This is a genomic window from Microbacterium jepli (genome assembly GCF_047237905.1).
Lineage (GTDB): Bacteria > Actinomycetota > Actinomycetes > Actinomycetales > Microbacteriaceae > Microbacterium.
This window is the reverse complement of the sequence record NZ_JBDFLW010000005.1, coordinates 2,425,141-2,452,130: the sequence shown is the minus strand read 5'-3', so window position 1 is coordinate 2,452,130 and position 26,990 is coordinate 2,425,141. Positions and strand designations below refer to the sequence as shown.

Annotated in this window: 25 protein-coding genes; 20 read left to right on the top strand and 5 right to left on the bottom strand. The window is 71.2% G+C overall.

Annotated features, from left to right (window positions below; translation table 11 throughout):
• Positions 1-11 precede the first annotated feature (11 nt).
• Complete coding sequence (locus tag ABC304_RS15870; protein WP_412932172.1) at positions 12-710, bottom strand: GntR family transcriptional regulator; 699 nt, start codon at positions 708-710, stop codon at positions 12-14.
• Positions 711-834: 124 nt separating this feature from the next.
• On the opposite strand from ABC304_RS15870, the gene ABC304_RS15865 reads away from it, so the two are divergent.
• The 4 genes from ABC304_RS15865 to ABC304_RS15850 all read left to right on the top strand — a co-directional run bounded on the left by ABC304_RS15865 (position 835) and on the right by ABC304_RS15850 (position 5,528).
• A complete protein-coding gene (locus ABC304_RS15865) occupies positions 835-1,842 on the top strand; it encodes a 1-aminocyclopropane-1-carboxylate deaminase (RefSeq protein ID WP_412932169.1) in 1,008 nt (335 codons plus the stop codon).
• Positions 1,843-1,958: 116 nt separating this feature from the next.
• The gene (locus ABC304_RS15860; RefSeq protein WP_412932166.1) at positions 1,959-2,495 is read left to right on the top strand and encodes an RNA polymerase sigma factor; all 537 of its coding nucleotides are present in this window, start codon (positions 1,959-1,961) and stop codon (positions 2,493-2,495) included.
• Positions 2,492-3,700, top strand: a complete 1,209-nt coding sequence (locus ABC304_RS15855; RefSeq protein ID WP_412932164.1) for a hypothetical protein — start codon at positions 2,492-2,494, stop codon at positions 3,698-3,700. The genes ABC304_RS15860 and ABC304_RS15855 overlap by 4 nt, the downstream gene beginning before the upstream one ends.
• 70 nt (positions 3,701-3,770) lie before the next feature.
• A complete protein-coding gene (locus ABC304_RS15850) occupies positions 3,771-5,528 on the top strand; it encodes a proline--tRNA ligase (RefSeq protein WP_412932161.1) in 1,758 nt (585 codons plus the stop codon).
• A gap of 127 nt (positions 5,529-5,655) precedes the next feature.
• Here ABC304_RS15850 and ABC304_RS15845 read toward each other — a convergent pair whose 3' ends face one another.
• A complete protein-coding gene (locus ABC304_RS15845) occupies positions 5,656-6,984 on the bottom strand; it encodes an HNH endonuclease signature motif containing protein (protein WP_412932159.1) in 1,329 nt (442 codons plus the stop codon).
• Between the two features lie 137 nt (positions 6,985-7,121).
• Here ABC304_RS15845 and ABC304_RS15840 point away from each other — a divergent pair, with 137 nt between their 5' ends.
• Positions 7,122-8,183 (top strand): LOG family protein, encoded by a 1,062-nt coding sequence (locus tag ABC304_RS15840; RefSeq protein WP_412932156.1) that lies wholly within the window; start codon positions 7,122-7,124, stop codon positions 8,181-8,183.
• Here the strand turns inward: ABC304_RS15840 and ABC304_RS15835 are convergent.
• Both ABC304_RS15835 and ABC304_RS15830 read right to left on the bottom strand, forming a co-directional pair.
• Positions 8,177-8,980, bottom strand: coding sequence for an NADH:ubiquinone oxidoreductase subunit 4 (chain M) (locus tag ABC304_RS15835; protein ID WP_412932154.1), 804 nt, complete (start codon positions 8,978-8,980; stop codon positions 8,177-8,179). The genes ABC304_RS15840 and ABC304_RS15835 overlap by 7 nt on opposite strands.
• A 46-nt stretch (positions 8,981-9,026) precedes the next feature.
• The gene (locus ABC304_RS15830; protein ID WP_412932153.1) at positions 9,027-9,530 is read right to left on the bottom strand and encodes a pyridoxamine 5'-phosphate oxidase family protein; all 504 of its coding nucleotides are present in this window, start codon (positions 9,528-9,530) and stop codon (positions 9,027-9,029) included.
• Positions 9,531-9,610: 80 nt separating this feature from the next.
• On the opposite strand from ABC304_RS15830, the gene ABC304_RS15825 reads away from it, so the two are divergent.
• The 5 genes from ABC304_RS15825 (at position 9,611) to rbfA (ending at position 16,441) form a co-directional block, all read left to right on the top strand.
• On the top strand, positions 9,611-11,479 hold the full coding sequence (locus ABC304_RS15825; protein WP_412932151.1) for a lipase family protein: 1,869 nt from the start codon (positions 9,611-9,613) through the stop codon (positions 11,477-11,479).
• Positions 11,480-11,606: 127 nt separating this feature from the next.
• Positions 11,607-12,596, top strand: coding sequence for a transcription termination factor NusA (gene nusA / locus ABC304_RS15820; RefSeq protein WP_127095087.1), 990 nt, complete (start codon positions 11,607-11,609; stop codon positions 12,594-12,596).
• A gap of 100 nt (positions 12,597-12,696) precedes the next feature.
• Positions 12,697-12,948 carry a YlxR family protein gene (locus ABC304_RS15815; protein WP_412932148.1) on the top strand — a complete coding sequence of 84 codons (252 nt, stop codon included), beginning with the start codon at positions 12,697-12,699 and terminating at the stop codon, positions 12,946-12,948.
• Between the two features lie 112 nt (positions 12,949-13,060).
• Positions 13,061-15,859 (top strand): translation initiation factor IF-2, encoded by a 2,799-nt coding sequence (gene infB / locus ABC304_RS15810; RefSeq protein ID WP_412932974.1) that lies wholly within the window; start codon positions 13,061-13,063, stop codon positions 15,857-15,859.
• Between the two features lie 93 nt (positions 15,860-15,952).
• The gene (rbfA, locus tag ABC304_RS15805) at positions 15,953-16,441 is read left to right on the top strand and encodes a 30S ribosome-binding factor RbfA (RefSeq protein ID WP_412932147.1); all 489 of its coding nucleotides are present in this window, start codon (positions 15,953-15,955) and stop codon (positions 16,439-16,441) included.
• A gap of 18 nt (positions 16,442-16,459) precedes the next feature.
• Here the strand turns inward: rbfA and ABC304_RS15800 are convergent, their stop codons facing one another.
• Positions 16,460-17,326 carry an HhH-GPD family protein gene (locus tag ABC304_RS15800; RefSeq protein WP_412932145.1) on the bottom strand — a complete coding sequence of 289 codons (867 nt, stop codon included), beginning with the start codon at positions 17,324-17,326 and terminating at the stop codon, positions 16,460-16,462.
• A 72-nt stretch (positions 17,327-17,398) separates the two neighbouring features.
• Between ABC304_RS15800 and ABC304_RS15795 the strand changes: the two genes are divergently transcribed.
• The 10 genes from ABC304_RS15795 to ABC304_RS15750 all read left to right on the top strand — a co-directional run bounded on the left by ABC304_RS15795 (position 17,399) and on the right by ABC304_RS15750 (position 26,958).
• Complete coding sequence (locus ABC304_RS15795) at positions 17,399-18,085, top strand: nucleoside/nucleotide kinase family protein (RefSeq protein WP_412932142.1); 687 nt, start codon at positions 17,399-17,401, stop codon at positions 18,083-18,085.
• Positions 18,085-18,984 carry a tRNA pseudouridine(55) synthase TruB gene (gene truB / locus ABC304_RS15790; RefSeq protein WP_412932140.1) on the top strand — a complete coding sequence of 300 codons (900 nt, stop codon included), beginning with the start codon at positions 18,085-18,087 and terminating at the stop codon, positions 18,982-18,984. The genes ABC304_RS15795 and truB overlap by 1 nt, the downstream gene beginning before the upstream one ends.
• Entirely contained in the window at positions 18,981-19,349 is a 369-nt protein-coding gene (locus ABC304_RS15785) for a hypothetical protein (protein WP_412932137.1), read from the top strand. Before truB ends, ABC304_RS15785 begins: the two co-directional genes overlap by 4 nt.
• A gap of 47 nt (positions 19,350-19,396) precedes the next feature.
• Entirely contained in the window at positions 19,397-19,846 is a 450-nt protein-coding gene (locus ABC304_RS15780; protein WP_412932135.1) for a hypothetical protein, read from the top strand.
• On the top strand, positions 19,843-20,802 hold the full coding sequence (locus ABC304_RS15775) for a bifunctional riboflavin kinase/FAD synthetase (protein ID WP_412932133.1): 960 nt from the start codon (positions 19,843-19,845) through the stop codon (positions 20,800-20,802). The genes ABC304_RS15780 and ABC304_RS15775 overlap by 4 nt, the downstream gene beginning before the upstream one ends.
• 73 nt (positions 20,803-20,875) lie before the next feature.
• On the top strand, positions 20,876-21,883 hold the full coding sequence (deoC, locus tag ABC304_RS15770; protein WP_412932131.1) for a deoxyribose-phosphate aldolase: 1,008 nt from the start codon (positions 20,876-20,878) through the stop codon (positions 21,881-21,883).
• 34 nt (positions 21,884-21,917) lie between these two features.
• Positions 21,918-23,420, top strand: coding sequence for an aldehyde dehydrogenase family protein (locus tag ABC304_RS15765; protein ID WP_412932129.1), 1,503 nt, complete (start codon positions 21,918-21,920; stop codon positions 23,418-23,420).
• Entirely contained in the window at positions 23,417-24,277 is an 861-nt protein-coding gene (locus ABC304_RS15760; RefSeq protein WP_412932127.1) for an aldehyde dehydrogenase family protein, read from the top strand. Before ABC304_RS15765 ends, ABC304_RS15760 begins: the two co-directional genes overlap by 4 nt.
• Before the next feature lie 69 nt (positions 24,278-24,346).
• Positions 24,347-24,559 (top strand): heavy-metal-associated domain-containing protein, encoded by a 213-nt coding sequence (locus ABC304_RS15755; protein ID WP_412932126.1) that lies wholly within the window; start codon positions 24,347-24,349, stop codon positions 24,557-24,559.
• The gene (locus tag ABC304_RS15750; protein WP_412932124.1) at positions 24,556-26,958 is read left to right on the top strand and encodes a heavy metal translocating P-type ATPase; all 2,403 of its coding nucleotides are present in this window, start codon (positions 24,556-24,558) and stop codon (positions 26,956-26,958) included. Before ABC304_RS15755 ends, ABC304_RS15750 begins: the two co-directional genes overlap by 4 nt.
• Positions 26,959-26,990: the final 32 nt, after the last annotated feature.

The window sequence follows — 26,990 nt, the reverse complement described above, 5'->3', positions numbered from 1 at the left end:
CGGTGCGGTGATCAGGCGGTGCCGGTTCCCGCGTCTGCGGCGGAGTCGGCGTCCGGCGCGGGCTCGGCCACCAGGTCGAGCGAGAGCCAGTTCTCCCGGCTGAGGGCGGCGGCCCTGTCGGCGTCGCCGGCGCGGATCGCCTCGAGGATCGCGGCGTGCTGGGCGACCGAGTCCCGCGCGGCGAAGGAGGTGAACCGCGTGCGCTCCGCTCGCCGGAGCAGCGGTGTGGCGAGCTCGAGCACCTCGGCGATCATCGCGTTGCCGCTCGCGCGCACCAGCACGTCGTGGAACTCGTCGTCGTGCGCGAGTGCGCCGTCACCGTCGCCGTCGGAGACGGCGTGCTCGAAGGAGAGTCCGGCGGCCTCGATCTCGGCCAGCTGCTCGGTGCTGAGTCGGGGCACGGCCAGGCGTGCGGCGAGCTCGTGCATCGACGCCGCGATCTGCTGCGCGCTCACCGTCGAGGCCGGATCGACGGGCGAGACGATGGTGGAGCGTCCGGGCTGGGAGACGACGAGTCCAGCGCGCTCCAGTCGCAGCAGCGCTTCCCGGATGGGTGTGCGGCTCACGCCGAGCCACGCCTCGATCTCCGTGTCGCGCAGGCGCTCGCCGGGGGAGAGGGTGCCGTCGACGATCGCGTCCCGGAGTGACGTATAGACGTTGTCGCGCAGCAGCTCGCGCGGCTGGGTGCGGACGGCGGACGGAACGGGCATGAGGCTCCTTCGAGCGGACGTCTCCAGCGTACCCGCTGGCCACCGCCGTGAAATGCGATATCCAGGATATCGGGTACGGTGTGAGAGACCTGACCCGCGGCATCCGCACTTCCTGGAGGACTCCATGGCCATCTCCGACTTCGAGCGGTACCCGCTGACCTTCGGCCCGAGCCCCGTGCATCATCTGCCCCGGCTGACGCAGCACCTCGGCGGGGCGCAGATCTGGGCGAAGCGCGAGGACGTCTCGAGCGGACTGGCATTCGGCGGCAACAAGATCCGCAAGCTCGAGTACCTCGTGCCGGATGCGCTCGCTCAGGGTGCCGACACGCTGGTCTCGATCGGCGGCTACCAGTCCAACCACACCCGCCAGGTCGCCGCGGTCGCGGCCAAGCTCGGGCTGAAGGCCCGGCTCGTGCAGGAGAACTGGGTGGAGTGGCCGGATCCGCTGACCGATCGTGTCGGCAACATCCAGCTGAGCCGCATCATGGGTGCCAAGGTGACGCTCGACTCCGCCGGCTTCGACATCGGCATCCGCTCGAGCTGGCAGGACGCGATCGACGAGGTGATCGCCGACGGCGGCAAGCCGTACCCGATCCCCGCCGGCGCCTCCGAGCACCACCTCGGCGGCCTCGGCTTCGCGAACTGGGCCTACGAGGTCGAGCAGCAGGAGCGCGAGCTGGGCGTCTTCTTCGACACGATCATCGTCTGCACGGTCACCGGGTCGACGCACGCCGGCATGATCGCCGGTTTCGCCGGGCAGGACCGACCGCGCCGCGTGATCGGCATCGATGCGTCCGCGACGCTGGAGAAGACCCGCGCGCAGGTCGAGCGCATCGCCCGGCACACCGCCGAGCTGATCGGACTCGGGCGCGAGCTGCGCGACGACGAGATCACGGTTCTCGAGGGCTGGGCGGGAGACCTCTACGGCATCCCGGTGGAATCGACCCTCGACGCGATCCGGCTCGGCGGCTCCCTCGAGGCGATGATCACCGACCCCGTCTACGAGGGCAAGTCGCTCGCCGGGCTGATCGACCTGGTGTCGTCGCGCGAGATCCCGGCCACGAGCAACGTGCTCTACGCCCACCTGGGCGGCCAGCTCGCGCTCAACGCCTACAGCGGACTGTTCCGCTGAGCCCGGTCCGGCGAGGCGCGGCCCGTCGGCCGGGTCCGTCGTGGAGGCGTCGCGGGGCGTCCGAAGTCCGCTGACCGATTCGGGAACCATTCGCGGCGTCGCGGACACTACTGGGTATGGATGACGCCGACCCCGGGTTGTGGGCCAGAGTGCGCAGTGGAGACGAGGCGGCCCTCGCCGCCCTGTTCGACAGGCATGAGCCGAGACTGTTCCGCCATGCCGCGCGCCTGCTCACGTCGCGCGAGGACGCGAAGGACGCCGTCACGATCGCGTTCTTCGAGCTGTGGCGAAAGCGGGAGAGCGTGCGTCTCGTCGACGGGTCGCCGCTGCCGTGGCTGCTCACGACGGTCGCGAACTGCGCCCGCAATCTGGAGCGCTCCGGGCGTCGCTACCGCGTGCTGCTCGAGCGCACCCCCGCGCCGCGCGGCGATGGCGCACCGGTGGCGCACGACGAGAGCGGCGTGCTCGCGAGCCTGAAGAAGCTGCCGCCCCGCGAGCAGAGCGTCGTCGTGCTGTCCGTGCTCGAGGGCTACCCCGAGCGGGACATCGCCGAGGCCCTCGGCATCCCCCTCGGAACCGTCAAGTCCCGGCTGTCGCGCGGCAAAGCGCGGCTGCGGGACGAGCTCACGTCTTTGGAGGCGTCATGGGCATGAACGACGATCAGCTCACCCCCGCGGAGCACGCGGCCGTGCGTCAGCGGCTCCTCGCCGGCGCGCGACGCATCGAGCCCGTCGGTCGGCACCGCAACGCGTGGATCGCGGGGTCGGTCGCCGTCGTCCTGATCCTCGCCCTCGCGGGCGGGGCGGTCGGCCTCGGCGGACTCCTCGGGACCGCGCAGCCGCAGCCGGCGACCACCGCCACCGCGACAGCGTCACCGTCGCCGACCCCCACGGCCACCCCGACGCCCAGCAGCTCGCCGACGCCGTCTCCCACCCCGACCGAGCCTCCGCCTCCGGTTCCGGTAGTCGCCTTCGACGGCGACTGCTCGCGGGTGCTCACCGATGAGGAGGCCAGCCAGGCGGCAGGTGTACCCGTCAGTCTGCTCGGCGACATCGGCCCGCTCTCCCTTTACCCCGAATCGGCTGCGTCGGCGCGCCTCCTGGGCGGGATGTCGTGCAGCTGGCGGAGTGATGACACCGGTATCGGTGGCTTCGTCTCCGTCACCGTCCTGGACGCGCGCGCCGTTCCGGCGGATATCACAGACGCGTACTCGACCACGGACTGCTCGAGCCTGTCAGGGGTCTGCGAGACGGTGCGCGTCGTCGGCGATGCGTGGATCGGCGCCACGGTGCCCCGAACCGTCTCGAACCTCGGCTCCCCTACGGAGGAGGAGCTGCAGAGCATCGACGACGATCTGGCATTCGTCATCGACGCCGTCTCCTCGCGGCTTCCCGAAACGAGCGCGGTCGCCGTCCCGCGGCAGGCCGCGTGGTGGCAGCTGAGCCCGTGCGAGGCGCAGCGCGCAGCGGTCGACCGGGCAGCCGGCGGCTCGATGGAGGCGCAGTTCCCCGGCGACTTCGTGCCGGAGGGCCTCTCCTGGGACGCCATGGTCGCGGCGGGCGTGATCCAGTGGTGCCCCTGGTATCTCTACACGGACTCGGGAGGGGGACCGCTGTTCGAGATCTACGCCCAGCCGGGGGTCTCGTCGCCGGACGTCGACTACCTCGAGCGCAACGGCCTCACTCCCGTCGAGATCCAGGGCGCCGACTCCGCGTGGATCGGGTACAGCGAGACCTACCCCGACAACGGGATGCTGGTCGCTGTGAGCGGCGACAACCGGCTCACGGTGAAGTTCTCCGTCATCTCGGAAGACGTGCTGCGGGGGATGGTGGCCGAGCTGCTGCAGGTCGCAGGCTGAGTCGGCGGGTGCTCTCGAGCATCCGCCGACCGGCTGGCCGCGGCATCCTGCCTGTCTAGACTGAATCCTCGTGGTCACACGTCTCTCTACCTTCTTCCTCCGCACCCTCCGCGAGGACCCCGCCGACGCGGAGGTCACCAGCCACCGCCTGCTCGTGCGCGCCGGCTACATCCGCCGTCAGGCGCCGGGGGTGTTCGCCTGGCTGCCGCTGGGGCTGAAGGTCAAGGCGAAGATCGAGACGATCATCCGCGAGGAGATGGCGGCCGCCGGTGCCTTCGAGGTGCACTTCCCCGCACTGCTGCCGCGCGAGCCCTACGAGGTGACCGGTCGCTGGGAGGAGTACGGCGACGGGCTGTTCCGCCTGCAGGACCGCAAGGGCGCCGACTACCTCCTGGCGCCCACGCACGAGGAGGTCTTCACCCTGCTCGTGAAGGACCTGTACTCGTCGTACAAGGACCTCCCGCTGACGATCTTCCAGATCCAGGACAAGTACCGCGACGAGGCCCGTCCGCGGGCCGGCCTCCTGCGCGGCCGCGAGTTCACCATGAAGGACGCGTACTCGTTCGACGCCACCGACGCAGGACTGGATGCCTCGTACCAGGCGCAGCGCGACGCGTACGAGCGCATCTTCTCCCGCCTGGGTCTCGAGTACGTGATCGTGGCGGCTGACGCGGGCGCCATGGGCGGATCGAAGTCGGAGGAGTTCCTCCACCCGACGGCCATCGGCGAGGACACCTTCGTGCGCTCGGAGGGCGGATACGCCGCCAACGTCGAGGCGTTCACGACGGTCGTCCCCGACGCGATCCCCCTCGAGGGCCTGCCGGAGCCGATCATCTTCGACTCGCCGGACACCCCGACGATCCAGACGCTCGTGGATCACTCGAACGCGGTGCTCGACGGGACGTACTCGGCCGCGGACACGCTCAAGAACGTGGTGCTCGCTCTGACCCACCTCGACGGCACGCGCGAGCTCGTCGTCGTGGGACTTCCCGGCGATCGCGACGTCGACGACAAGCGTGTCGAGGTCGCCTTCGCCCCCGCCGAGGTCGAGGCGGCAACGGCCGAGGACTTCGAGAAGAACCCGCTGCTGGTGAAGGGCTACATCGGCCCCTGGTCGGAGACCGGCCCCGTGCTCGGCGAGGAGTCGGCGACCGGCATCCGGTACTTCCTCGATCCTCGTGTCGTCGACGGGACCGCCTGGATCACCGGCGCCAACATCGACCAGAAGCACGTGCACTCCCTCGTGGCCGGACGCGACTTCACCTCCGACGGCTTCATCGAGGTCGCCACCGTGCGTGAGGGCGACCCTGCGCCGGACGGTTCGGGCCCGGTGAACCTGGCGCGCGGCATGGAGATCGGTCACGTCTTCCAGCTCGGACGCAAGTACGCCGAGGTGCTCGGGCTCAAGGTGCTCGACGAGAACGGCAAGCTCGTCACCGTCACGATGGGGTCGTACGGCATAGGCGTGACCCGCATCCTCGCGATCATCGCCGAGCTCAACAACGACGACCGGGGTCTCATCTGGCCGGAGTCGGTCGCGCCCTTCGACGTCCACGTCGTCGCGACGGGCAGGGATGCCGCGGCCCTCGCGCTCGCCGAGTCGCTGTCCTCGGATCTCGAGGCCGCCGGCTTCGACGTCCTCTTCGACGACCGCCCGAAGGTGTCGCCCGGCGTCAAGTTCGGCGACGCGGAACTCGTCGGCGTGCCCCGCATCGTCATCGTGGGTCGCGGCGCCGCGGACGGCGAGGTCGAGCTCTGGGACCGCCGCACCGGGGACCGCACGGTGGTCCCAGCGGCCGAGGCCGTGGCGCGACTCACCGCCGGCTGACCCCGCCGCGAACGAGAATCGCCTGCCGCGGGTCGGCGTACCTCACACGGGCGCCGGCTCTCTGCCGCCGGGCCGCCGGGCCGCCGGGCCGCCGGGCCGCGGAGCGTCAAGACGCCGTCGGCGTTCCTCAGAACGGCGCGGGCTCGCTGGCGACGCTGCTCCGGAACACCGGCATCCGGCGCTCGGGCTCGACGAGGTAGCGACGGCCGGTCGGCGAGATCCACTCCATGACGCCGCCGCTGCCGGCGACCTGCTGCACCGACCACCCACCGCTGTGCTTGACGTGATGGTGACCGGTGCAGAGGGGCGCCAGGTTCTCCAGCGACGTCTCGCCGCCGTCGACCCAGGCCCGCGTGTGGTCGATCTCGCAGCGTGACGCCGGCATCGTGCATCCGGGAGCGAGACATCGCTCGGCCCGCCACCGCACCAGCCGCCTGAGTTCGGGTGGCGGGTCATAGCGTGTGCGTCCGACGGACAGGGCGATTCCGGTTTCAGGGTGAGTGAGGATGCGCACCCAGGAGGCGGCGGCGCCGCACAGCTTCCGGGCCCGGTCGATGCCGATGGGGCCGATGCCCTCCACCTCGGCCGGGTGGGATCTCGCGTGCTCCGGGTCGAGGAGGGAGAGCGCCGGCACGGTGACCAGCACGGTCGGGCGGATACCCCGTACCGCGGCGTCGTGGTCCGCGCAGACGCCGTCGATGAGCAGGTCGCACAGGATGTCGGCGCGAGCCTGGTCGAGCGATCGACCGCCCGCGCTTTCCGCGAACGGGCGGGCGTCGCCGCGCCCGCGCCCCGTCATCGCCTTCGCCATGCGCGTCAGACGATCGAAGGCCGCGTGGGCCTCGACTGCCGGGAGGTAGGCGGTCACGCGCATCATGCCGTCGTCAGCCGCTTCGATCGTCACGCACCGTTCGGCGACGGCTCGCGCGTGACGCTCTGCGAGCGTCACCGCCTCCTCCGTCTCGATCAGACGGCGCAGCCGCCGGCGGAACGATCCCGCGGGGAGCTCCTCTGCGAGTGCGACGGCCACGCGTGTCAGCCGGACAGCGGTCTCGGCATCCGCCGCATCGAGCAGGTCGACGAGATAGCGCGCGTGCTGATCGGTGATCCGCGCGTGCATCATCGCGTCGAGCGCGGCCGGGTAGCGTTCGACGAGGGCAGTGGAGCGGGCCAGCAGGTCGCCGACCGCGTACTCGGTGAGCCGCAGGGCGGCGGCAAGCTCCAGGCGGAGCGAGCGGTCGATCATCTCGTCCGCGACGGCGGAGGAGCCGGCATCCGTCATCGTCTCCCTGCGCAGAGCGGCCACCGAGGCGTACTGCTCCGCCGTCTGGATGGTCAGCACAGCCGCGATGTCGGTGACCTGGCCGACGGCATCGCGCGGCGTGAAGGCGGCGGCGCGCTCCGTCACCTCGTCCCAGTAGCCCGGGTAGGGCTCGGGGTCGTCGTCCTCGCTCATGGTTTCAGTTTAGAACAAAAGTGCGAATAATGACGGTGATGCGGGGCATCCGTGGAGGCCGACTTCTCCACAGCAGCGAGAGTGGAGGCCCTGGCCCGTCCGCCGCCGCCGCCGCCGCCGCATGACAGGGTGGAGTCATGGAGACCGGATCGACCAACCCGATTGCCCCCGAGGTCACGGAAGACCTCCGCCGCACGATCGAGACCGCGGGAATCTCCGACAACGCCGATCTCGTGGCGCGCATCCTCGCGACCGGCATCGGCATGGGGCTGGACCGCACCGATCGTCTCGATCTCAAGATCACGACCGCGGCACTGTCCGAGATGCGTGCCGCCTTCCGGCTCTTCGCACCCTTCTCCGACGTGCCGAAGGTCACCATCTTCGGATCGGCGCGCACGAAGCCCGACGACGCGGCCTACCGCCAGGCGTCGGACGTGGCGGCGGCGCTCGCCGGCCACGGGTGGATGGTGGTCACGGGCGCGGGGCCGGGGATCATGCAGGCGGCCGCCGAGGGTGCCGGGCCCGACAACTCCCTCGGTGTGTCCATCCGCCTCCCGTTCGAGCAGCGTCCGAACGCGATCGTCGAGGCCAACGCGCACAACGTCGCCATGAAGTACTTCTTCACGCGCAAGCTGATGCTCGTGAAGGAGTCGAGCGGATTCGTCTGCGTGCCGGGCGGCTTCGGAACTCTGGACGAGATGTTCGAGCTGCTCACCCTGCAGCAGACGGGCAAGGCCGAGCCCACTCCCGTGGTGCTGCTCGACGAGCCCGGCGGCACGTTCTGGAAGGGGCTGGAGACGTTCGTCCACGAGCACCTCGAAACCGCCGGCGTGATCTCGCCGCATGACTTCGATCGGGTCGTCGTCACTGATTCCGTCGAGGAGGCGACCGCCGAGATCATGGGCTTCTGGCGGAACTACGACTCGATGCGGTGGGTCGGCGGACGGCTGGTGCTGCGGCTCAAGGCCGCTCCGACGGACGCCGAGATCGAGGAGCTCAACGAGCGATTCCCCGCCCTGCTGGCCGAGGGCCGCATCGAGCGCACGGAGGCGCTGCGCGTCGAGCGCGAGGACGACGACAAACCTGAACTTCCGCGCCTGGTGCTGCGTTTGAACCAGTGGCGCGTCGGCGAGCTGCACCGCCTCATCCGGGCGCTGAACGCGCTGCCGTCCGCCCCGGCCGAGACTGCGATTCAGTAGCCGACGGCGCTGCGGATCCGGTCGCGCTCGGCGACCAGGTCCGGGTAGCCGTAGAAGAACCGCAGCTTGTCGGCGATGGGGGAGTCGTCCTGGCCGGTGGGCGTGGGCTCGGCGACGAACACGCTGAAGCTTTCCGCGAAGTCCTCTCCGACGTTCGTCGCAGCGTACCCGGTGACGAAATCCGCCTCGTGCTCGGCGTAGAGAGCCGCCGCGGCATTCGCGTCCTGGCTGTCCGGTCCCGGGGCGGACGACGCGTACCCCTGCCAGAAGGCGTCGTCGAAAGCGACGATGTAGGACGCAGCCCTCGCGCAGCCGTCGGCGATTTCGAAGGTCGCGCACGCGGCGTGGCGGCCCAGATCGAGCTGATCCGACGACAGCGACAGGCTGTGCGCGTACTCGTGCACCAGGGTCTCGGTGAGCCCGCCTTCGCGGGAGAAGGCCAGATTGGCCGCCAGCACCCAGAACCGGGGATCGCTGTCGTGCGAGACGTAGGCGAGTGTGTCGACGTCCTTCGAGTCGCCCGCGCGGAACTCGCGCACCTCGTGCGCCCGCTCTCCTGCGACCTCCCGGAACGCGTCCCACACCTCCTGGGCGCGCACGCTCGGCTCCGGCTCGAGCACCCCGTCGGACACCCGGTAGATGTTCACCGCATCGAGCGCGTCGTCCTCGAACTCGCCGTAGGGAAGCGGATCCGTCCACTTCTCCGTCGGAATCGTGCAGCCGGCGAGCACGGCGCCGACCATGACGGCGGCGGCGAGGGAGACGGCGAGGCGGCGCACGACCTCAGAGTAGGTCATGCGCCGCCTCGGCGATCAGCGGATCTCAGACCCGCCGCAGCGTTCGTCAGCCGACGATGCGCCCGTGGTTGGTGATGTCGTCGTCGGGGGTGTCGCGCGTGACGAGCGATTTCAGCATCACCGCGGCCATGGCGACCTTGTTCTTCGCCGGCTCCCAGAACTCGGTCTCGGCGGGAGTGACCTTCAGGAGGGTGATGCCCGGAGTGTCCAGACCGTCCTCGAACCAGATGTCGAGCGACGGGGAGTACAGCTCCTCCATCTTCGCCCGGTCGTGCACGACGCTCGCACGGCCGGCGACGGAGACGTATCGCATCCCCTTCGCATCGCAGTAGGCGAGGTTGACGTCATGGTCCGCCTTGGCCTCATCGACCTTCTTGCTGTCCTCGGAGGTGAAGAACCAGATGTCGCCGTTCTCATCCATCTGCCGGGTGCTCATCGGACGACTGACGAGGTGCCCCGCATCGTCCTGGGTGGTGAGCATGGTGAAGTCGATGTCCTCGACGAGTTCCTTCACGCGATCGCGTGCTTCTCTGCCTGTCAATTCCGTCATGCCGTGATGGTCTCGCTCGGCGAGGGGCGCCGACAAGGTCTTGACATCGACCGGCTCTCGCCCCGACCTACGATGGCCCGATGGCCGATCACCCCCGTCACGGCGTGTGGAAAGTGCGGCTGAATGCGCTTCCCACGCTGCTGGCGCGCACGCCGCCCGGCGTCCGGTCGATCGCCGGACTGGCCCTCGTCGTCCTCGGTGTGTTGATCGTCTTCCGTCCTCTGACGTCCCTCCTGTTGCTCTCCCTCTACGTCGGAGGCAGCGCGATCGTCTCCGGGCTCTTCACCCTGCTCGTGCACCGCAGCTCGCCGCAGTGGTGGACCCGGGTGATCGCGGTGCTCTGGCTGCTGGGCGGTGCCACGGTGCTGATCTGGCTGGGTCGCAGCTTCGAGGTGCTCCCCGTGGCCCTGGCCATCCTGCTGATGCTCGGCGGCCTGGCCGCGCTGGGCGACGCCGTTCTCGGCGGCCGGGTCAGCGAACGCGTGCTGGCGGTCGCCTGGGGTGGCGCGCAGCTGGCATTCGGCATCCTCTCCCTGACCTGGCCCGACGTCACCCTGCTCGTCGTCGCGGTGGTGTTCGGCGCACGCACGATCGTCTTCGGCGCGGTGTCCGTGCTCGGCGGCATTCGCGAGCTCGCCCGGCGTCCCGAGCAGCCGGATTCAGCGGATGCTGGGCAGTGGGCGCGCTCGCCGGCTCGACAGCGAAGCGGCCGCGCGTGGGTGGCAGGAGCACGGTACGCACTCGCCGCGGTGCTGATTGCGGCGACCACCGCCGGCTGGGGGCTCAACGACTGGCTCGCCGACGGCGCGCCCGTTCTCGACGCGTTCTACGACCCGCCGGACGATGTGCCTTCCGAGCACGGACGGCTCATCCGCGCAGACGGGTACGTGGGGTGGCCGCCGACCGGAGGAGAGGTGCAGCGTATCCTCTACACGACTCAGGATGCGCTCGGCAGGGCCGCCGTCGCGAGCGCCCTCGTCATCATTCCGCTGGACCCTCCGCCGGGACCGCGGCCCGTGGTCAGCTGGAATCACGGCACGACGGGCGTCGCGCGCAGCTGTGCGCCGAGCCTCCGGGAGGACTCGGCGATCGACTGGGCGGTGCCGGCCGTCGACGAGGCGATGGCGCGAGGGTGGGTGGTGGTCGCCTCCGACTACTCGGGTCAGGGTGCGCCGGGGGTCTTCCCTTACCTGATCGGGGCGGGCGAGGCCCGGTCGTCGCTCGACGCGGTCCTCGCGGCGCGCGAGGCGCAGGCGCGTTCCACGACGGGCTTCGTCGAGCTCGGAACGGACGTCGCCGTGTGGGGTCATTCGCAGGGAGGACACGCGGCGCTGTGGACTGCCCAGATGGCCGGCGATTACACGCCCCAGCTCACCATCGTCGGAACGGCGGTCGCCGCTCCCGTCGCAGATCCGAAGGCCCTCGCCCGCGAGCTCACGCGAGGCGGCGCCGGAGCCGAGCTCTCGGTCCTCACCGCCTGGGTGCTGGTCCCCTACAGCCAGACCTACTCCGACGTCTCGCTCAACACCTACGTCACCCCGGCGGCGCGCTCGATCGTCCGGGAGATGACGCAACGGTGTCTGCTGGAGCCCGGGGTGGTCGTCTCGCTCATCAGTGCCTTGGGCGTGTCCGAGGATCGCCCGATCTACTCCGCGGGCCTCATCGGCGGTGCGCTGGGGGAGCGCTTGGCCCAGAACGCTGCGACCGGTCCGTTCCCGAGTCCGGTGCTGGCCGTGTGGGGGAGTGCCGACGAGGTCGTTCCCCCACGACTGCAGGATGAGTGGGTCCGCAGCCGCTGCGACGCCGGCGCCACGATCGAGAGCGCTGTCCTGGCCGGTCTCTCGCACGTCGAGCCGATCACGCCGGGCTCCCGCTTCCTTCCGACCCTCATGCGCTGGACGGCGGCGCGGTTCGATGGGAGGACGTCTGCAGCCGGGTGCGGGGGATGAGCGTTTCCGGCGCTCGACGCCGTCGCGTGCTGGGCCCTCCGAGGAGGTTGGGCGCAGCATCCGGTATCGTATGAAGGATGCCGCGGGGCGCGCACGTCCCCGGTGAGAGCTGAATATGGAGGGCACTGTGGACATCGATCTCGGACTGCTGAGGACGATCGAGCGGGAGAAGGACATCCCCTTCGACGAGCTTGCGCGCATCATCGAGCAGGCGATCCTCACCGCCTACGGCCGTCACGTCTCCGAGTCCGGCGAGATCCCCGCCGGCGCGCGGTCGGAGCTCGACCGCAAGACCGGTCACGTCGCCATCTACGCACCCGTCCTCGATGATGAGGGTGCGATCGTCGGCGAAGAGGAGCAGGTGCCCGACGACTTCGGCCGTATCGCCGCCTTCGCCGCCAAGCAGGTCATCAGCCAGCGCCTCCGCGACATCGCGGACGACGCGGTGCTCGGCGAGTTCCGCGGCAAGGAGGGCGACATCGTCGCCGGTGTCGTGCAGCAGGGTCCGAACCCGCGCATGGTGCACGTCGACCTCGGCACGGTCGAGGCGATCCTCCCCCCGGAGGAGCAGGTCCCCGGCGAGCAGTACACGCACGGATCGCGCCTGCGCGTCTACGTGACGTCGGTCTCGAAGGGACTCAAGGGCCCTCAGATCACCGTGTCGCGCACGCACCCCGGTCTCGTGCGGAAGCTCTTCTCGCTCGAGGTGCCCGAGATCGCCGCCGGCCTCGTCGAGATCGTCTCGCTCGCCCGGGAGGCCGGCCACCGCAGCAAGGTCGCGGTCAAGGCGAACGACCCGTCGATCAACGCCAAGGGCGCCTGCATCGGCGAACTCGGCCGTCGGGTCCGCGCCGTCACCGAGGAGCTCGGCGGCGAGAAGATCGACATCGTCGACTACGACCCGGAGCTCGCGAAGTTCGTGGCGAACGCGCTGTCGCCGGCGAAGGTGACCTCCAGCTTCATCCTGGATGCCTCGTCCAAGGCCGTCCGCGCGCTGGTGCCGGACTATCAGCTGTCGCTGGCCATCGGCAAGGAGGGCCAGAACGCCCGCCTCGCCGCCAAGCTGACCGGCGCGAAGATCGACATCCAGCCCGACAGCATCCTCGAGGACGCGTGACGCGGACCCCGGTCTCCGGAGAAGCGCGGCGCACCGAGGGGTCGGCGGGCTGAGCCCGAGGTGGGGAGAAGGGAGTTCGGGGGCCGTCCCCCGGTGTAGAATGAAACCTGTACGAACGTGCGTCGGTTGTCGCGCTCGTGCTTCCCGGTCCTCCCTGCTCAGGGTGGTGGCCATCGATTCCACGCTCATCCCCGATGAACGTGCTGCGATGCCCGGGAGGGGCGCGTGGGTCCACCCGACTCTCGACTGTGCGGAGACCGCCATCCGGCGCCGCGCCTTCGTGCGTGCATTGCGTGTGTCGGGTTCGCCCGATGCGCAGACCTTGATCGACCACCTCCAGCGAAACGGCTGAACGGCTATGGAAAAAAAGTGAACGGCTCGAAATGAGTCCCGTCCGCGACTAACGGTCTGCCCTGCCTGGGTGGACCCCAGACAGGAGAATTGTGGCTAACGCCAAACCCCGCGTGCATGAAATCGCCTCCGAGCTCGGAGTCGACAGCAAGGTCGCTCTGGCCAAGCTGAAAGAACTGGGCGAGTTCGTCAAGAGCCCGTCGTCCACCATCGAGCCCCCCGTGGCCCGCAAGCTCCGCGCTGCCCTCCAGGCCGAGGGAGGCGCCGCCGGCGCCGCCCCCTCGAAGCCTGCCGCGGCCACGAGCCCGCGTCCCGCCGGTCGTCCCGGTCCCGTCCGCCCCGCGGGCGGCCCGACCCCCGGACCCGCAACGCCCGCTCCGGCAGCCCCAGCCGCTCCCGCTGCGGCGGCGCCCGCCGCTCCGTCGGCACCGCAGCCGTCCGCACCGCAGCCCGCCGCGCCGGCACCCGCCGCCGCGTCGGCCGCACCCGCCCCGGCTCCGTCGGCCACGCCCGCCGCGCCGGCCGCACCTGCGGCATCCGCTCCCACCCCCGGCGGCTCCGCTCCGGCGGCTCCGCGTCCGGGTGGCGCACCGCGTCCGGGCAACAACCCGTTCGCCTCGGCGCAGGGCATGGGCCAGCGTCCCGCCGGCCCGCGCCCGGGCAACAACCCGTTCGCGTCGGCGCAGGGCATGGGCCAGCGCCCGTCGCCCGGCAACATCCCGCGTCCGCAGGCCCCGCGCCCCGGCGCTCCCCGTCCCGGCGCTCCGCGTCCGGGTGGCGCAGGTCGTCCCGGCGGCGCAGGCCGTCCCGGCGCGCCCTTCCAGCAGCGTCCCGGCGGTCCCGGTCGTCCCGGCGGCGCCGGCGGCGGCTTCCAGCGTCCCGGTGCTCCCGGTGGCGCGCCCGGCGGCGGCTTTGCCGGTCGTCCCGGTGGTGGTGGCGGTCGTGGCCGCGGCCCCGGCGGCGGCACGGCCGGTGCATTCGGAAAGGGTGGCGGCAAGTCCAAGCAGCGCAAGTCGCGTCGGGCCAAGCGCCAGGAATTCGAGATGCGGTCCGCCCCGGTCGTCGGTGGCGTCAACGTCTCGAAGGGCAACGGCGAGATCATCCGTCTGCGTCGCGGCGCGTCGATCGCCGACTTCGCCGACAAGCTCGAGGCACTGCGCGGCTACACCGTGCAGCCCGGCACGCTCGTCACCATCCTGTTCAACCTGGGTGAGATGGCCACGGCCACCGAGTCGCTCGACGAGGCCACCTTCGAGGTGCTCGGCGAGGAGCTCGGCTACAAGATCCAGATGGTCTCGCCCGAGGACGAGGACAAGGAGCTCCTCGAGGGCTTCGGTCTCGACCTCGAGGCCGAGCTGGAGGCGGAGGACGAGGACGACCTCGAGATCCGGCCTCCCGTCGTGACCGTCATGGGTCACGTCGACCACGGTAAGACCCGACTGCTCGACGCCATCCGCCAGACCAACGTGGTCGCGGGCGAGGCCGGCGGCATCACGCAGCACATCGGCGCGTACCAGGTCTGGACCGAGCACGAGGGCATCGACCGCGCGATCACCTTCATCGACACCCCGGGTCACGAGGCGTTCACCGCCATGCGTGCCCGTGGTGCGCAGGTGACCGACCTCGCGATCCTCGTGGTCGCCGCCGACGACGGCATCATGCCGCAGACGGTGGAGGCCCTGAACCACGCCCAGGCGGCCAACGTGCCGATCGTGGTCGCGGTCAACAAGATCGACAAGCCCGACGCCAACCCCGGCAAGGTGCGCCAGCAGCTCACCGAGTACGGCCTGGTCGCCGAGGAGTACGGCGGAGACGTCATGTTCATCGACGTCTCGGCGCGCAACAACATCGGCATCCAGGACCTCCTGGACGCGGTGCTGCTCACCGCCGACGCCGGGCTCGACCTCACGGCGAACCCGAACAAGGCGGCGCGCGGCGTGGCGATCGAGGCGAAGCTCGACAAGGGTCGCGGCTCCGTGGCCACCGTGCTCATCCAGTCCGGAACGCTCCGGGTCGGCGACGCGATCGTGGCGGGCACCGCCTACGGCCGCGTGCGTGCCATGGCAGACGAGAACGGCGACGCCGTCCTCGAGGCATGGCCGTCGCGTCCGGTGCAGGTGCAGGGTCTGAACTCCGTGCCCCGCGCCGGCGACACCTTCATCGTCACCGAGGAAGACCGTCTCGCCCGTCAGATCGCCGAGAAGCGCGAGGCTGCCGAGCGCAACGCCCAGCTGGCCAAGGCCCGCAAGCGCATCTCGCTCGAGGACTTCACCCGCGCTCTCCAGGAGGGCAAGGTCGAGTCGCTCAACCTCATCATCAAGGGCGACGTGTCGGGTGCCGTCGAGGCGCTCGAGGAGTCGCTCCTCAAGATCGAGGTCGACGACTCCGTGCAGCTGCGGATCATCCACCGCGGCGTCGGTGCCATCACCGAGTCGGATGTGAACCTGGCGACGATCGACAACGCGATCATCATCGGCTTCAACGTCCGCCCCGACCCGAAGGCCCGCGAGCGGGCGTCGCGCGAAGGCGTGGACATCCGCTTCTACTCGGTCATCTACAACGCGATCGACGACGTCGAGCAGTCCCTCACGGGCATGCTCAAGCCGGAGTTCGAAGAGGTGCAGTCGGGTGTCGCCGAGATCCGCGAGGTGTTCCGCTCCTCGAAGTTCGGCAACATCGCCGGTGTCATCGTGCGGTCGGGAACGATCACGCGCAACGCCAAGGCGCGCGTCATCCGCGACGGCATCGTGCTCGCCGACGGCCTGGCCATCGAGTCGCTGCGTCGCTTCAAGGACGACGTCACCGAGGTGCGCACGGACTTCGAGGCCGGTATCGGCCTCGGCAAGTTCAACGACATCCAGGTCGGCGACGAGATCGAGACCACCGAGATGGTGGAGAAGCCCCGGAGCTGAGCTCCGAGACCGTCAGGATGCCCCGCCCTTCACGGGGCGGGGCATCCTGTCATTCACCCGCCGTCGCGGCGGGTTCGCACAGAGGGAGAGATCATGGCAGGCGAACGACAGGCACGAGTGGCCGACAGGATCCGCGTGGTGCTGGCCGAGCGGCTCGAGAAGGGCCTCCGCGACCCGCGTCTCGGATTCGTGACCATCACCGACGTGAAGGTGACCGGCGACCTCCAGCACGCCTCCGTGTTCTACACCGTCATGGGCGACGAGGCGCTGCGCGCCGACACCGCCGCGGCCCTCAAGTCGGCGAGCGGCATGCTGCGCACCGAGGTCGGCAAGCACCTCAACACGCGGCTCACCCCCTCGCTCGAGTTCTTCCTCGACGCGATCCCCGAGAACGCCGACCACATCGCAGCCCTGCTGCGTGAGGCGCGCGAGCGCGACGCCGCTGTGGCGGGTCTTGCGTCGACGGCGACGTACGCCGGCGACGCCGACCCGTACGTCAAGCCGCGCGATGCGGACGACGACGCGATCGCAGACGACGACGCGTCCGAGGACGACGCGTCCGAGGACGACGCGAAGGTCTGACCCGATCGCCGCGGTGGCTCAGGCCGGCAGGCGCAGGGAGGAATCGGATGCTTCGGCGAGCCCGTCCGCGATCAGCGAGTCGATCGCGCGGTCGCGCTGATGGGCGTCCGGCCAGTCGGCCAGCACCGCTGTCAGCGGCACCGGGTCGGGCGCGGCATCCCGCAGCGCCTTGAGGACCGCACCGCGTGCCTGCCGGTCGCTGCCCTCGTAGCGCGCCTGCCGCCGGCGCTCGTCGCCGGTGTCGGGGTAGCCCGCCGCCCGCCAGGCGCAGCGATCCGCGAGCGGGCAGGCACCGCAGCGCGGGGCGCGGGCGGTGCAGACGACGGCTCCCAGCTCCATGGCCGCCGCGTTGACGATCGCGGCGGCGGCGCCGTCGGCGGGCAGCACCGCCTCCATCGCGGCGAGGTCGCGCTTCGCGGGCGGTCCGGGCTGGGAGCGCCCGTCGACCGCGCGGGCGAGCACGCGCCGCGTGTTCGTGTCGACGACCGGGTGCCGGTCGCCGTAGGAGAACACGGCCACCGCCCGCGCGGTGTAGTCGCCGATGCCGGTGAGGGCGAGGAGCGCCTCGATGTCGCGCGGCACCACGTCGCCGTGGCGCTCGGCGATCTCGCCCGCGGCCCGGTGCAGCCAGATGGCGCGGCGGGGGTAGCCGAGGTTCGCCCACTGCCGCACGGCCTCCGCCGGGGCGTCGGCGGCGAGGTCGGACGGTCGCGGCCAGCGCTCCAGCCACGCCTCGAGGTGCGGGATGACGCGCGTCACCGGCGTCTGCTGCAGCATGAACTCGCTCACCAGCACGCCCCACGCGTCGAAGCCCTCGCGCCGCCACGGCAGGTCGCGCTTGTGCTCCGCGTACCAGGCGATGAGGGGCGTCGCGAGGTCGGGCACGGCTCTCACCCTAAGCCGCACCGGCGGGCCCCGGCCCGCACCCCGGCCACCGGCCCGCCGTAGGCTGGGAGGGTGCGACTGCCCACGACCCCGGTGACCTCCCTCTGGCGCGATCTGCGTGACGAGGTGCGGCACAACTATCCGGCCGGGCGCGTCGTGCTCGCCGTCGACGGGGTGGACGGCGCGGGCAAGACCACGTTCGCCGACGGTCTGGCCGAGGCCTTCTCCGAGGCGGGTTCCGCGGTCTACCGCGCGAGCATCGACGGCTTCCACCGGCCCCGGTCCGAGCGCTACGCGCGCGGGCGCGACTCGGCGGAGGGGTTCTACCGCGACTCCTACGACTACGCGACGTTCCGCCGCGTGCTTCTCGACCCGTTCCGCGAGGGCGCGCAGACCGGCGGCTCCACCGGATTCCAGCTCTCCGCCTTCGACGTCACCCGTGATGCGCCGGTCGAGGCGGCGTGGGTGACCGCCCCGCGCGACGCCGTGCTCATTGTCGACGGCATCTTCCTCAATCGACCCGAGCTGCGCGGCCTCTGGAACTGGTCGCTGTGGCTCGAGGTGCCCTACGCCGTGTCCTTCGCGCGTCTCGCCCTGCGCGACGGATCCGACCCCGATCCCGATGCGCCCGCGAACGCGCGCTACCGCGGCGGGCAGGAGCTGTACCGCCGGGAGGCGCGGCCCAGCGCCGCCGCGACCGCGATCGTCGAGAACAGCGACCTCGCGCATCCGGTCCGCATCTTCGGGGACTACTGCTGATGGCCGGACCCACCGGCATCCTGCTCGTCGACAAGCCGGGCGGCATCACGAGCCACGACGCCGTCTCGCGCACCCGCAAGGCCCTCGACACCCGCAAGGTCGGACACGCCGGCACCCTCGATCCGATGGCCACCGGCCTTCTCATGCTGGGCGTCGGCCACGCCACGCGGCTGCTGACCTACATCGTGGGCCTCGACAAGACCTACGAGGCGACCATCCGCCTCGGCTCGTCGACGTCGACCGACGACCGCGAGGGGGAGACCCTCGCGACAGCGGATGCCGCGGCGATCGCCGCGCTGACCGATGACGCCGTCGACGCCGGCATCGCCGCGCTCACCGGCGAGATCTCGCAGGTGCCCAGCACCGTCTCGGCGATCAAGGTCGACGGGCGTCGCGCCTACGACCTCGCCCGCGCCGGAGAGGACGTGCAGCTCAAGGCCCGCGCGGTCACCGTCAGCCGGTTCGAGGTGCGCGCCCGCCGCTCCAGGCCGGAGGGCCTGGACCTCGACGTCGCGGTCGACTGCACGAGCGGCACCTACATCCGGGCGCTCGCCCGCGATCTGGGCGAGGCGCTGGGTGTCGGCGGACATCTCACGGCCCTGCGTCGCACCCGTATCGGACCGTTCGAGGTCGACGAGGCGAGCGCGGTCGACGCCATCGCGCCGGACCGTCTGCTCGCGCCGGCCGCGGTCGCGACCGCCGTCCTCGGCGCCCTGCCGGTGTCGGGTGACGAGGCCCGCGACCTCCGCCACGGAAAGCGGATCGCGGGCGCCGCCGAGCGCGTCGACAGCTTCCCGAGCGCGGCGGTCGATCCGGCGGGCGTGCTCGTGGGGATCGTGGAGCGCCGCGGGCCGGACGTGAAGAGCGTCATGAACCTGCCGGGGGAGGAGAGCGCGTGATCCTGTGGCTGACCCTCGTGGGGGTGGGGCTCGCCGTCCTCGCCGGGCTCCTGTGCGTCGTGCTGGGACTGGCGGGCCGCCGGCCGAGCGACCTGTCGGTCGGCTCGCTCGCGCTCGTCGAGCTGTACCTCGTCGTGCAGGTCGTGACCTCGATCGCGGCCCCGCTCGCCGGGAACCCGCCGACCGGCAGCCTGCTGGAGTTCTGGGTCTACCTCGTCTCCGCGGTGCTTCTGCCGCCCGCCGCGGTCTTCTGGGCGCTCCTCGAGCGCAGCCGCTGGAGCACCGTCATCATGGGCGTCGCCGCTCTGGCCGTGGCCGTCATGGTGTGGCGCATGTACGCGATCTGGACCATCCAGGCCGCGTGAGCCCGCCGGACGTCGGTCATCCCGCGGCAACTAAGCTGGAGGACGACATGTCCTCCGCTCCCACCTCCCGCCGCATGACCGGGATCAGCCGGGTCCTCGTCGTCGTCTACGCGATCATGGCGCTCGCCGCCACCGGGCGCTCGTTCGTCCAGATCGCCGAGAAGTTCGACGAGGCGCCGGTGGCGTACACGCTGTCGGCCGCCTCCGCCGTCGTCTACATCATCGCGACGCTCGGGCTCGTCTTCGCCCGCTCCGACGCCTGGTACCGCATCGCGTGGGTCGCGATCGTCTTCGAGCTCGTCGGCGTGCTGGTGATCGGCACCCTCTCCCTCGTGCTGCCAGAGCTGTTCGCCCACCCCACGGTGTGGTCGTGGTTCGGGCTGGGGTACCTGTTCATCCCGCTGGTGCTGCCGTTCTTCGGACTCTGGTGGCTCGTCGCCCACCGCCGCGGACGGTCCGCCGACCGTCGTCCCGTCGCCGCGGCATCCCGGCGATGATCGTCTTCCGCGATCCGTCCGAGGTCCCCGCCGACTTCGGTCCCTCGATCGTCGCCATCGGAAAATTCGACGGGGTCCACGCCGGTCATCGCGCCGTGATCAACAAGGCGAGGGTGGATGCCGCGGCCACCGGTGCGCGCCTCGTCGCCGTCACGTTCGACCGCAACCCGCTGAGCCTCCTGCGTCCGGACAAGTGCCCGGAGAGTCTTATCGGCGTGACGCAGAAGCTCACCTTCCTCGCCGAGACCGGCGTCGACGCGACGCTGCTGCTGACCTTCGACGAGGCGCTGGCGAACCTCACCGCCCGCGAGTTCGTGGAGCACGTGCTGGTGGGCTCGCTCGCCGTCCGTACCGTCCTCGTGGGCGAGGACTTCCGCTTCGGCCGCGGCGGGGCCGGCGATCCGGAGCTGCTCGCGGAGATGGGCGGCGACCTCGGGTTCCGGGTGGAGGTCGTCGACGACATCCGCTCTGTCGATCGCGACCGCCGGGTCTCCTCGACGTGGATCCGCGAGCTGCTCGCTGAGGGCGACGTCGAGGGCGCCGGGCGGCTTCTCGGCCGCCCCCATGCCGTGTGGGGCGAGGTCGTGCACGGCCTCAAGCGAGGCCGCGAGCTCGGCTACCCGACGGCGAACCTCTCGTCCGACCTCGAGGGCTTCGTGCCCGCCGACGGCGTCTACGCCGGCTGGCTCATCGACGAGGGCGTCCAGGGCGGCACCCGGAGACAGGTGCGCTACCCCGCGGCCATCAGCATCGGCACGAATCCGACCTTCGACGACGTGCCCGTGCGCCAGGTCGAGGCCTATGTGCTCGACGAGACCGACCTCGATCTCTACGGCCACCACGTCGAGGTGCAGTTCACCGCGCGCATCCGCGGCATGGTCGCCTTCGACGGCATCGACCGCCTCATCGCGCAGATGGGCGACGACGTCACCCACGTCCGCGCCGCGCTCAGATGAGCCGCGGCATCCGTAGATCCCGATCGAGCACCGTCCTACGATCGTTCCCATCCCCACCACCCAGGAGTCGCGCATGAGCCGCACCGATCTGCAGACGCTGCCCGAGCGTGCCCTCGACCTCTTGGGCGGTCAGCCCGACGACGCCACCCTCGGCCGCTACCTCCACGGGCTGCCCGGCGTCGACGCCGTCGGCCTCGAGCAGCGCGCCGCGGCACTGAGCACGCGTTCGATCAAGACGTCGTCGAAGCTGTGGGCGCTCGAGCGCATCATCCAGCTGATCGACCTCACGACCCTCGAGGGCTCCGACACCCCGGGCAAGGTGCGCTCGCTCGTGGCCAAGGCGCTGCGACCGGATGCTTCAGACCCGACATGCCCACGGGTGGCGGCCGTCTGCGTCTACGGCGACATGGTGCCCGACGCCGTCGCCGCACTCGGTGCCGCCCACGGCGACCCCGACGACGGGCTCATCGGCGTCGCGGCCGTCGCCACGGCGTTCCCGAGCGGGCGCGCCTCGCTCGAGGTCAAGCTGCGCGACACGGCGGAGGCTGTGGCCGCCGGCGCCGACGAGATCGACATGGTCATCGATCGCGGCGCCTTCCTCTCCGGACGCTACGGACTCGTGTTCGAGCAGATCGCGCGCGTCAAGGAGGCGTGCCGTCGCGCGGACGGCACCGCCGCCTCGCTCAAGGTCATCCTCGAGACCGGCGAGCTCACCACTTACGACAACATCAAGCGCGCATCCTGGCTCGCGATCCTCGCGGGGGGCGATTTCATCAAGACGTCCACGGGCAAGGTGCAGCCGGCGGCGACGCTGCCCACCACGCTGCTGATGCTCGAGGTCGTCCGCGACTGGCACCGCGCCACGGGCGAGAAGGTCGGGGTCAAGCCCGCCGGCGGCATCCGCACCTCGAAGGACGCCATCAAGTACCTCGTGACGGTCGCCGAGACCGTGGGCGAGGAGTGGCTCCAGCCGCACCTGTTCCGCTACGGCGCCTCGAGCCTGCTCAACGACGTGCTGCTCCAGCGCCAGAAGATGCGCTCCGGGAACTACTCCGGCGCCGACTACGTGACGATCGACTGATGCCGGTCTGCGCACCGCAATCGAAAGGTCAGGGATGAGCTTCCTGGAATACGCCCCCGCGCCCGAGTCGCGCTCCGTCCTGCGGCTCCGTGAGGACTACGGGCTCTTCATCGACGGCGCGTTCCGCGCCGGCCGCGGCGAGCCGTTCGCGACGATCTCGCCGGCAGACGAGTCGCACATCGCGATGATCGCCCAGGCCGACGAGGCCGACGTCGCCGACGCCGTCGCCGCCGCGCGCCGCGCCTACGACACGGTGTGGTCGACGATGAGCGGCCGTGACCGGGGGAAGTACCTCTACCGCATCGCCCGCCTCGTGCAGGAGCGCGCCCGTGAGCTCGCCGTCGCCGAGAGCCTCGACAACGGTAAGCCGATCAAGGAGAGCCGCGACGTCGACGTGCCGCTCGTGGCCGCGTGGTTCTTCTCCTACGCCGGATGGGCCGACAAGCTCGACTACGCCGGGCTCGGCGCGAACCCGCGCGCGCTCGGCGTCGCCGGTCAGATCATCCCGTGGAACTTCCCGCTGCTGATGCTGGCGTGGAAGATCGCCCCGGCGCTCGCCGCCGGCAACACCGTCGTGCTCAAGCCCGCCGAGACCACGCCGCTGTCGGCGCTGATCTTCGCCGAGATCCTGCAGCAGGCCGACCTGCCGCCGGGCGTGGTCAACATCGTCACCGGCGCGGGCGCCACCGGCGCTGCGCTCGTCGCGGCCGACATCGACAAGGTCGCCTTCACCGGGTCGACCGGCGTCGGCCGTGCCATCGCCAAGCAGGTCGCGGGCACCGGCAAGAAGCTGACGCTCGAGCTCGGCGGCAAGGCGGCGAACATCGTCTTCGACGATGCCCCCATCGACCAGGCCATCGAGGGCGTCGTCAACGGCATCTTCTTCAACCAGGGGCACGTCTGCTGCGCGGGAAGCCGCCTGCTGGTGCAGGAGTCGATCCACGACGAGGTCGTCGCCCGCCTCAAGGAGCGCCTGTCGACGCTGCGCCTCGGCGACCCGCTCGACAAGAACACCGACATCGGCGCCATCAACTCCGCCGAGCAGCTCGAACGCATCCGCACGCTCACCGCGGCGGGCGAGGAGGAGGGCGCCGAGCGCTGGAGCCCCGACTGCGTGCTGCCCGACAACGGCTTCTGGTTCGCGCCGACGATCTTCACCGGCGTCGAGACCAGCCACCGCATCGCGCGCGAGGAGATCTTCGGGCCTGTGCTGTCGGTGCTGTCCTTCCGCACCCCGGCCGAGGCCATCGCCAAGGCGAACAACACCCCGTACGGACTGTCGGCGGGTATCTGGTCCGACAAGGGCAGCCGCATCCTCGCCGTGGCCGACAAGCTCCGCGCGGGCGTGGTGTGGGCGAACACCTTCAACAAGTTCGACCCCGCATCGCCCTTCGGCGGCTACAAGGAGTCCGGTTACGGTCGTGAGGGCGGACGCCAGGGCCTCGCCGCATACCTCGCCCCCGCAGCATCCGCCACCGCTCTGGAGGCGGCGCCGGCGAAACAGAAGCGCTCCGCGAGAAAGGCGGCCGCGAGATGACGCGCCTGTCCGTGCCCAAGACCTACAAGCTCTACATCGGCGGCTCGTTCCCGCGCAGCGAGTCGGGGCGCACCTACGAGATCCGCGCGGCCGACGGATCGTTCCTGGCCAATGCCGCACAGGCCTCGCGCAAGGACGCCCGCGACGCCGTCGTGGCCGCGCGCGCGGCGGTGAAGGGCTGGTCGAGCGCCACCGCGTACAACCGGGGACAGGTGCTGTACCGCATCGCCGAGCTCCTCGAGGGCCGGCGTGCGCAGTTCATCGACGAGATCGTGCAGGTCGAGGGCGTTTCGGCCGAGGCCGCTGCCGCGCAGGTCGACGAGGCCATCGATCGCTGGGTCTGGTACGCCGGCTGGACCGACAAGCACGCGCAGGTCGCCGGCAACGCGAACCCCGTGGCCGGTCCGTACTTCAACATCTCGGTGCCCGAGCCCACGGGCGTGGTGGCCGTCATCGCGCCGCAGGACTCGTCGCTCCTGGGGCTGGTCTCGGCCGTCGCGCCTCCGCTCGTCACCGGCAACACCGTCGTCGTGGTCGCGAGCGAGCGCTACCCGCTGTCGGCGATCTCGCTCGCCGAGGTGCTCGCCACCAGCGACGTGCCCGGGGGAGTCGTCAACGTGCTCACCGGCTCGCCCGCCGAGATCGCGCCGTGGCTGGCCGCGCACGCGGACGTCAACGCGCTCGACCTCGTCGGCGCGAGCGCCCTCGACTGGGTCGACCTGCAGATCACGGCAGCAGACACGCTGACCCGTGTGCTGCCGCCCGAGGAGGGACCGGATGCCGCGGCCCCGAGTCTCGAGCGCATCACCGCGTTCACCGAGATCAAGACGGTGTGGCACACCAAGAGCCTGATCTGACGCAGAACCCCCGGGGAATACCCCCCGGGGGTATCCTGTTGACTCCGGCGACGATCAAAGGAGTCAGTCATGGAGAGCTACACGTACCTCGTCGAGGGCATGACCTGCGTGCACTGCGCCGCTGCCGTGACCACGGAGGTCTCGTCACTGCCGGGCGTCGACAGAGTCGACGTCGATGTCGCGGCCGGAACCGTGCGCGTGACCGCCGCGACCGAGCCCTCGGCGACCGAGCTCGAGGCCGCCGTGTCGGAGGCCGGCTACACGCTCGCCGGCCGGTCATGAGCACGCCCGTGGTCGACGGGGAGCGCCGCGAGGCCACCCTCGCCGTCGAGGGCATGACCTGCGCGAGCTGTGTGGCGCGCGTTGAGAAGCGCCTGCAGGGCGTCGACGGCGTCATCGCCTCCGTGAACCTCGCCACGGAGTCGGCCAAGGTGTCGTTCCCCTCGGGCGTCGGCGAGGACGACCTCCTCGCGGCCGTCCGTCGCGCGGGCTACGACGCGACCGTGCGCCGCAGCGCTGCGGTGTCGCCGGCGCCCGTCGGGCCGGCGGTCGAGAGTCGCGTGCTCGACGACGCGGCCGGCGCGGACAAGGCCCCCGATGCCTCCGACCACGCCAGCGGCGCGCAGGATCACACTGCTGGCGCGGACCATGCTCCCGATCCCGCTGACCGCCCCGCCGGAGCGACCGACCACGCCAGCGGCGCGCACGATCACGGTGCGGACGACGAGCCGGGGAAGACCACCCTGCGCACCCGGTTCGCGGTCAGCGCCGCCCTGTCGGTGCCGGTCGTCGCGCTCGGCATGATCGAGCCGCTCCAGTTCACCGGCTGGCAGTGGGTCTCGCTGGTGCTCACGGCGCCCATCGTGCTGTGGGGCGGCTGGCCGTTCCACCGCGCGACTCTCCGCAACGCCCGCCACGGCGCCGCGACGATGGACACGCTCATCACCCTCGGCACGATGGCCGCGCTCCTGTGGAGCGTGTGGGCGCTCGTCTTCGGCGGCGCCGGAGGCATGGGCATGACCGAGGGCTTCACGCTCTTCGGGCGGCCGGAGGACGCCGGTTCGCACGTGTACTTCGAGGTCGCGGCCGCCGTCACCTCCTTCCTGCTCCTCGGCCGGCTCATCGAGCAGCGCTCGAAGCGGCGCGCCGGCGCTGCGCTGCGCTCCCTGATGGACCTGGGTGCCAAGGACGTCGAGCTCGCAGACGGCCGGCGCGTGCCGATCGGGCAGCTCCACGTCGGGGAGGTCTTCGCGGTGCGCCCGGGCGCCACGGTGGCCGCCGACGGCATCGTCGAGGACGGCTCCGCGTCGATCGACCAGAGCATGCTCACCGGCGAGTCCGTCCCTGTCGATGTCGCCCCGGGCGGCAGGGTGACCGGCGGCACCCTCGTCGTCGGCGGCCGCATCCTGGTGCGCGCCACCTCGGTCGGCGAGGACACCCGTCTGGCGCACATGGCGCGCCTCGTCGAAGACGCGCAGGCCGGCAAGAGCCGTGTGCAGCGGCTCGCCGACCGCATCTCCGCGGTGTTCGTGCCGATCGTGATCGTGCTCGCGGTCCTCACCGTGCTCGCCTGGGTGATCGCCGGACAGCCCCTCGCGTCCGGCTTCATCGCGGGCGTCGCGGTGCTCATCATCGCGTGCCCCTGCGCGCTCGGCCTCGCCACGCCGATCGCCGTGCTGGTCGGCACCGGCCGCGGCGCGCAGCGCGGCATCCTGGTCACGGGGCCGGAGGCGCTCGAAAACGCCGACCGCGTCGACACGGTCGTGCTCGACAAGACCGGCACGGTGACCGAGGGTCGCATGTCCGTGCGGTCGGTCGTGACGGCGCCCGGAACGAACGAGGCGGATGCCCTGCGCCTGGCGGCGGCCGTCGAATCAGCCTCGGAGCACCCGCTGGCCGCGGCCGTCGTCCGCGCGGCCGACGGCGGAGTGCTCATCCCGTCCGTCACGGACTTCGTCAGCCACGCCGGTCACGGCGTCACCGGCACCGTCGAGGGTCGCGTCGTCTTCGCGGGACGCCCCGGCTTCGCGGAGGAGCGGGGCGCAGCGCTGCCGTCGGAGCTGACCGCCGCCGTCGCGGACATCGAGCAGCGGTCCACGGCGGTCGTCGTGGGCTGGGACGGGCAGGCACGCGCCGTCCTGGAGGTCGCCGACACCGTGCGCGCCGACAGCGCCGCGGCCGTCGCGGCACTGCACGCGCTCGGGCTGGAGGTCGTGCTCCTCACCGGCGACAACCCGGGTGCCGCGCACGCGGTGGCCGATCAGGTCGGCATCCGCACAGTGGTCGCCGGCGTCCTCCCCGAGGGCAAGGTCTCCGAGATCGAGCGCCTGCAGGCGGCCGGACGCCGCGTCGTCATGGTCGGCGACGGGGTCAACGACGCCGCCGCGCTCGCCGTCAGCGACCTCGGCGTCGCCATGGGCGGGGGGACGGATGCCGCCAGGCATGCCAGCGACATCACGCTCGTGCGCTCGGAGCTGTCGGCGGCCGTCGACGCGATCCGGCTCAGCCGCCGCACCATGCGCGTCATCCGCGGCAACCTCTTCTGGGCCTTCGCGTACAACGTGGCGGCCCTTCCGCTCGCCGCGCTCGGACTGCTGAACCCGATGATCGCCGGAGCGGCGATGGCGTTCTCGAGCGTGTTCGTCGTGCTCAACAGCCTGCGGCTGCGCCGCGCGCTCTGACGCCCGGAAGCCCGCCGGTTCGCGACGCGGCC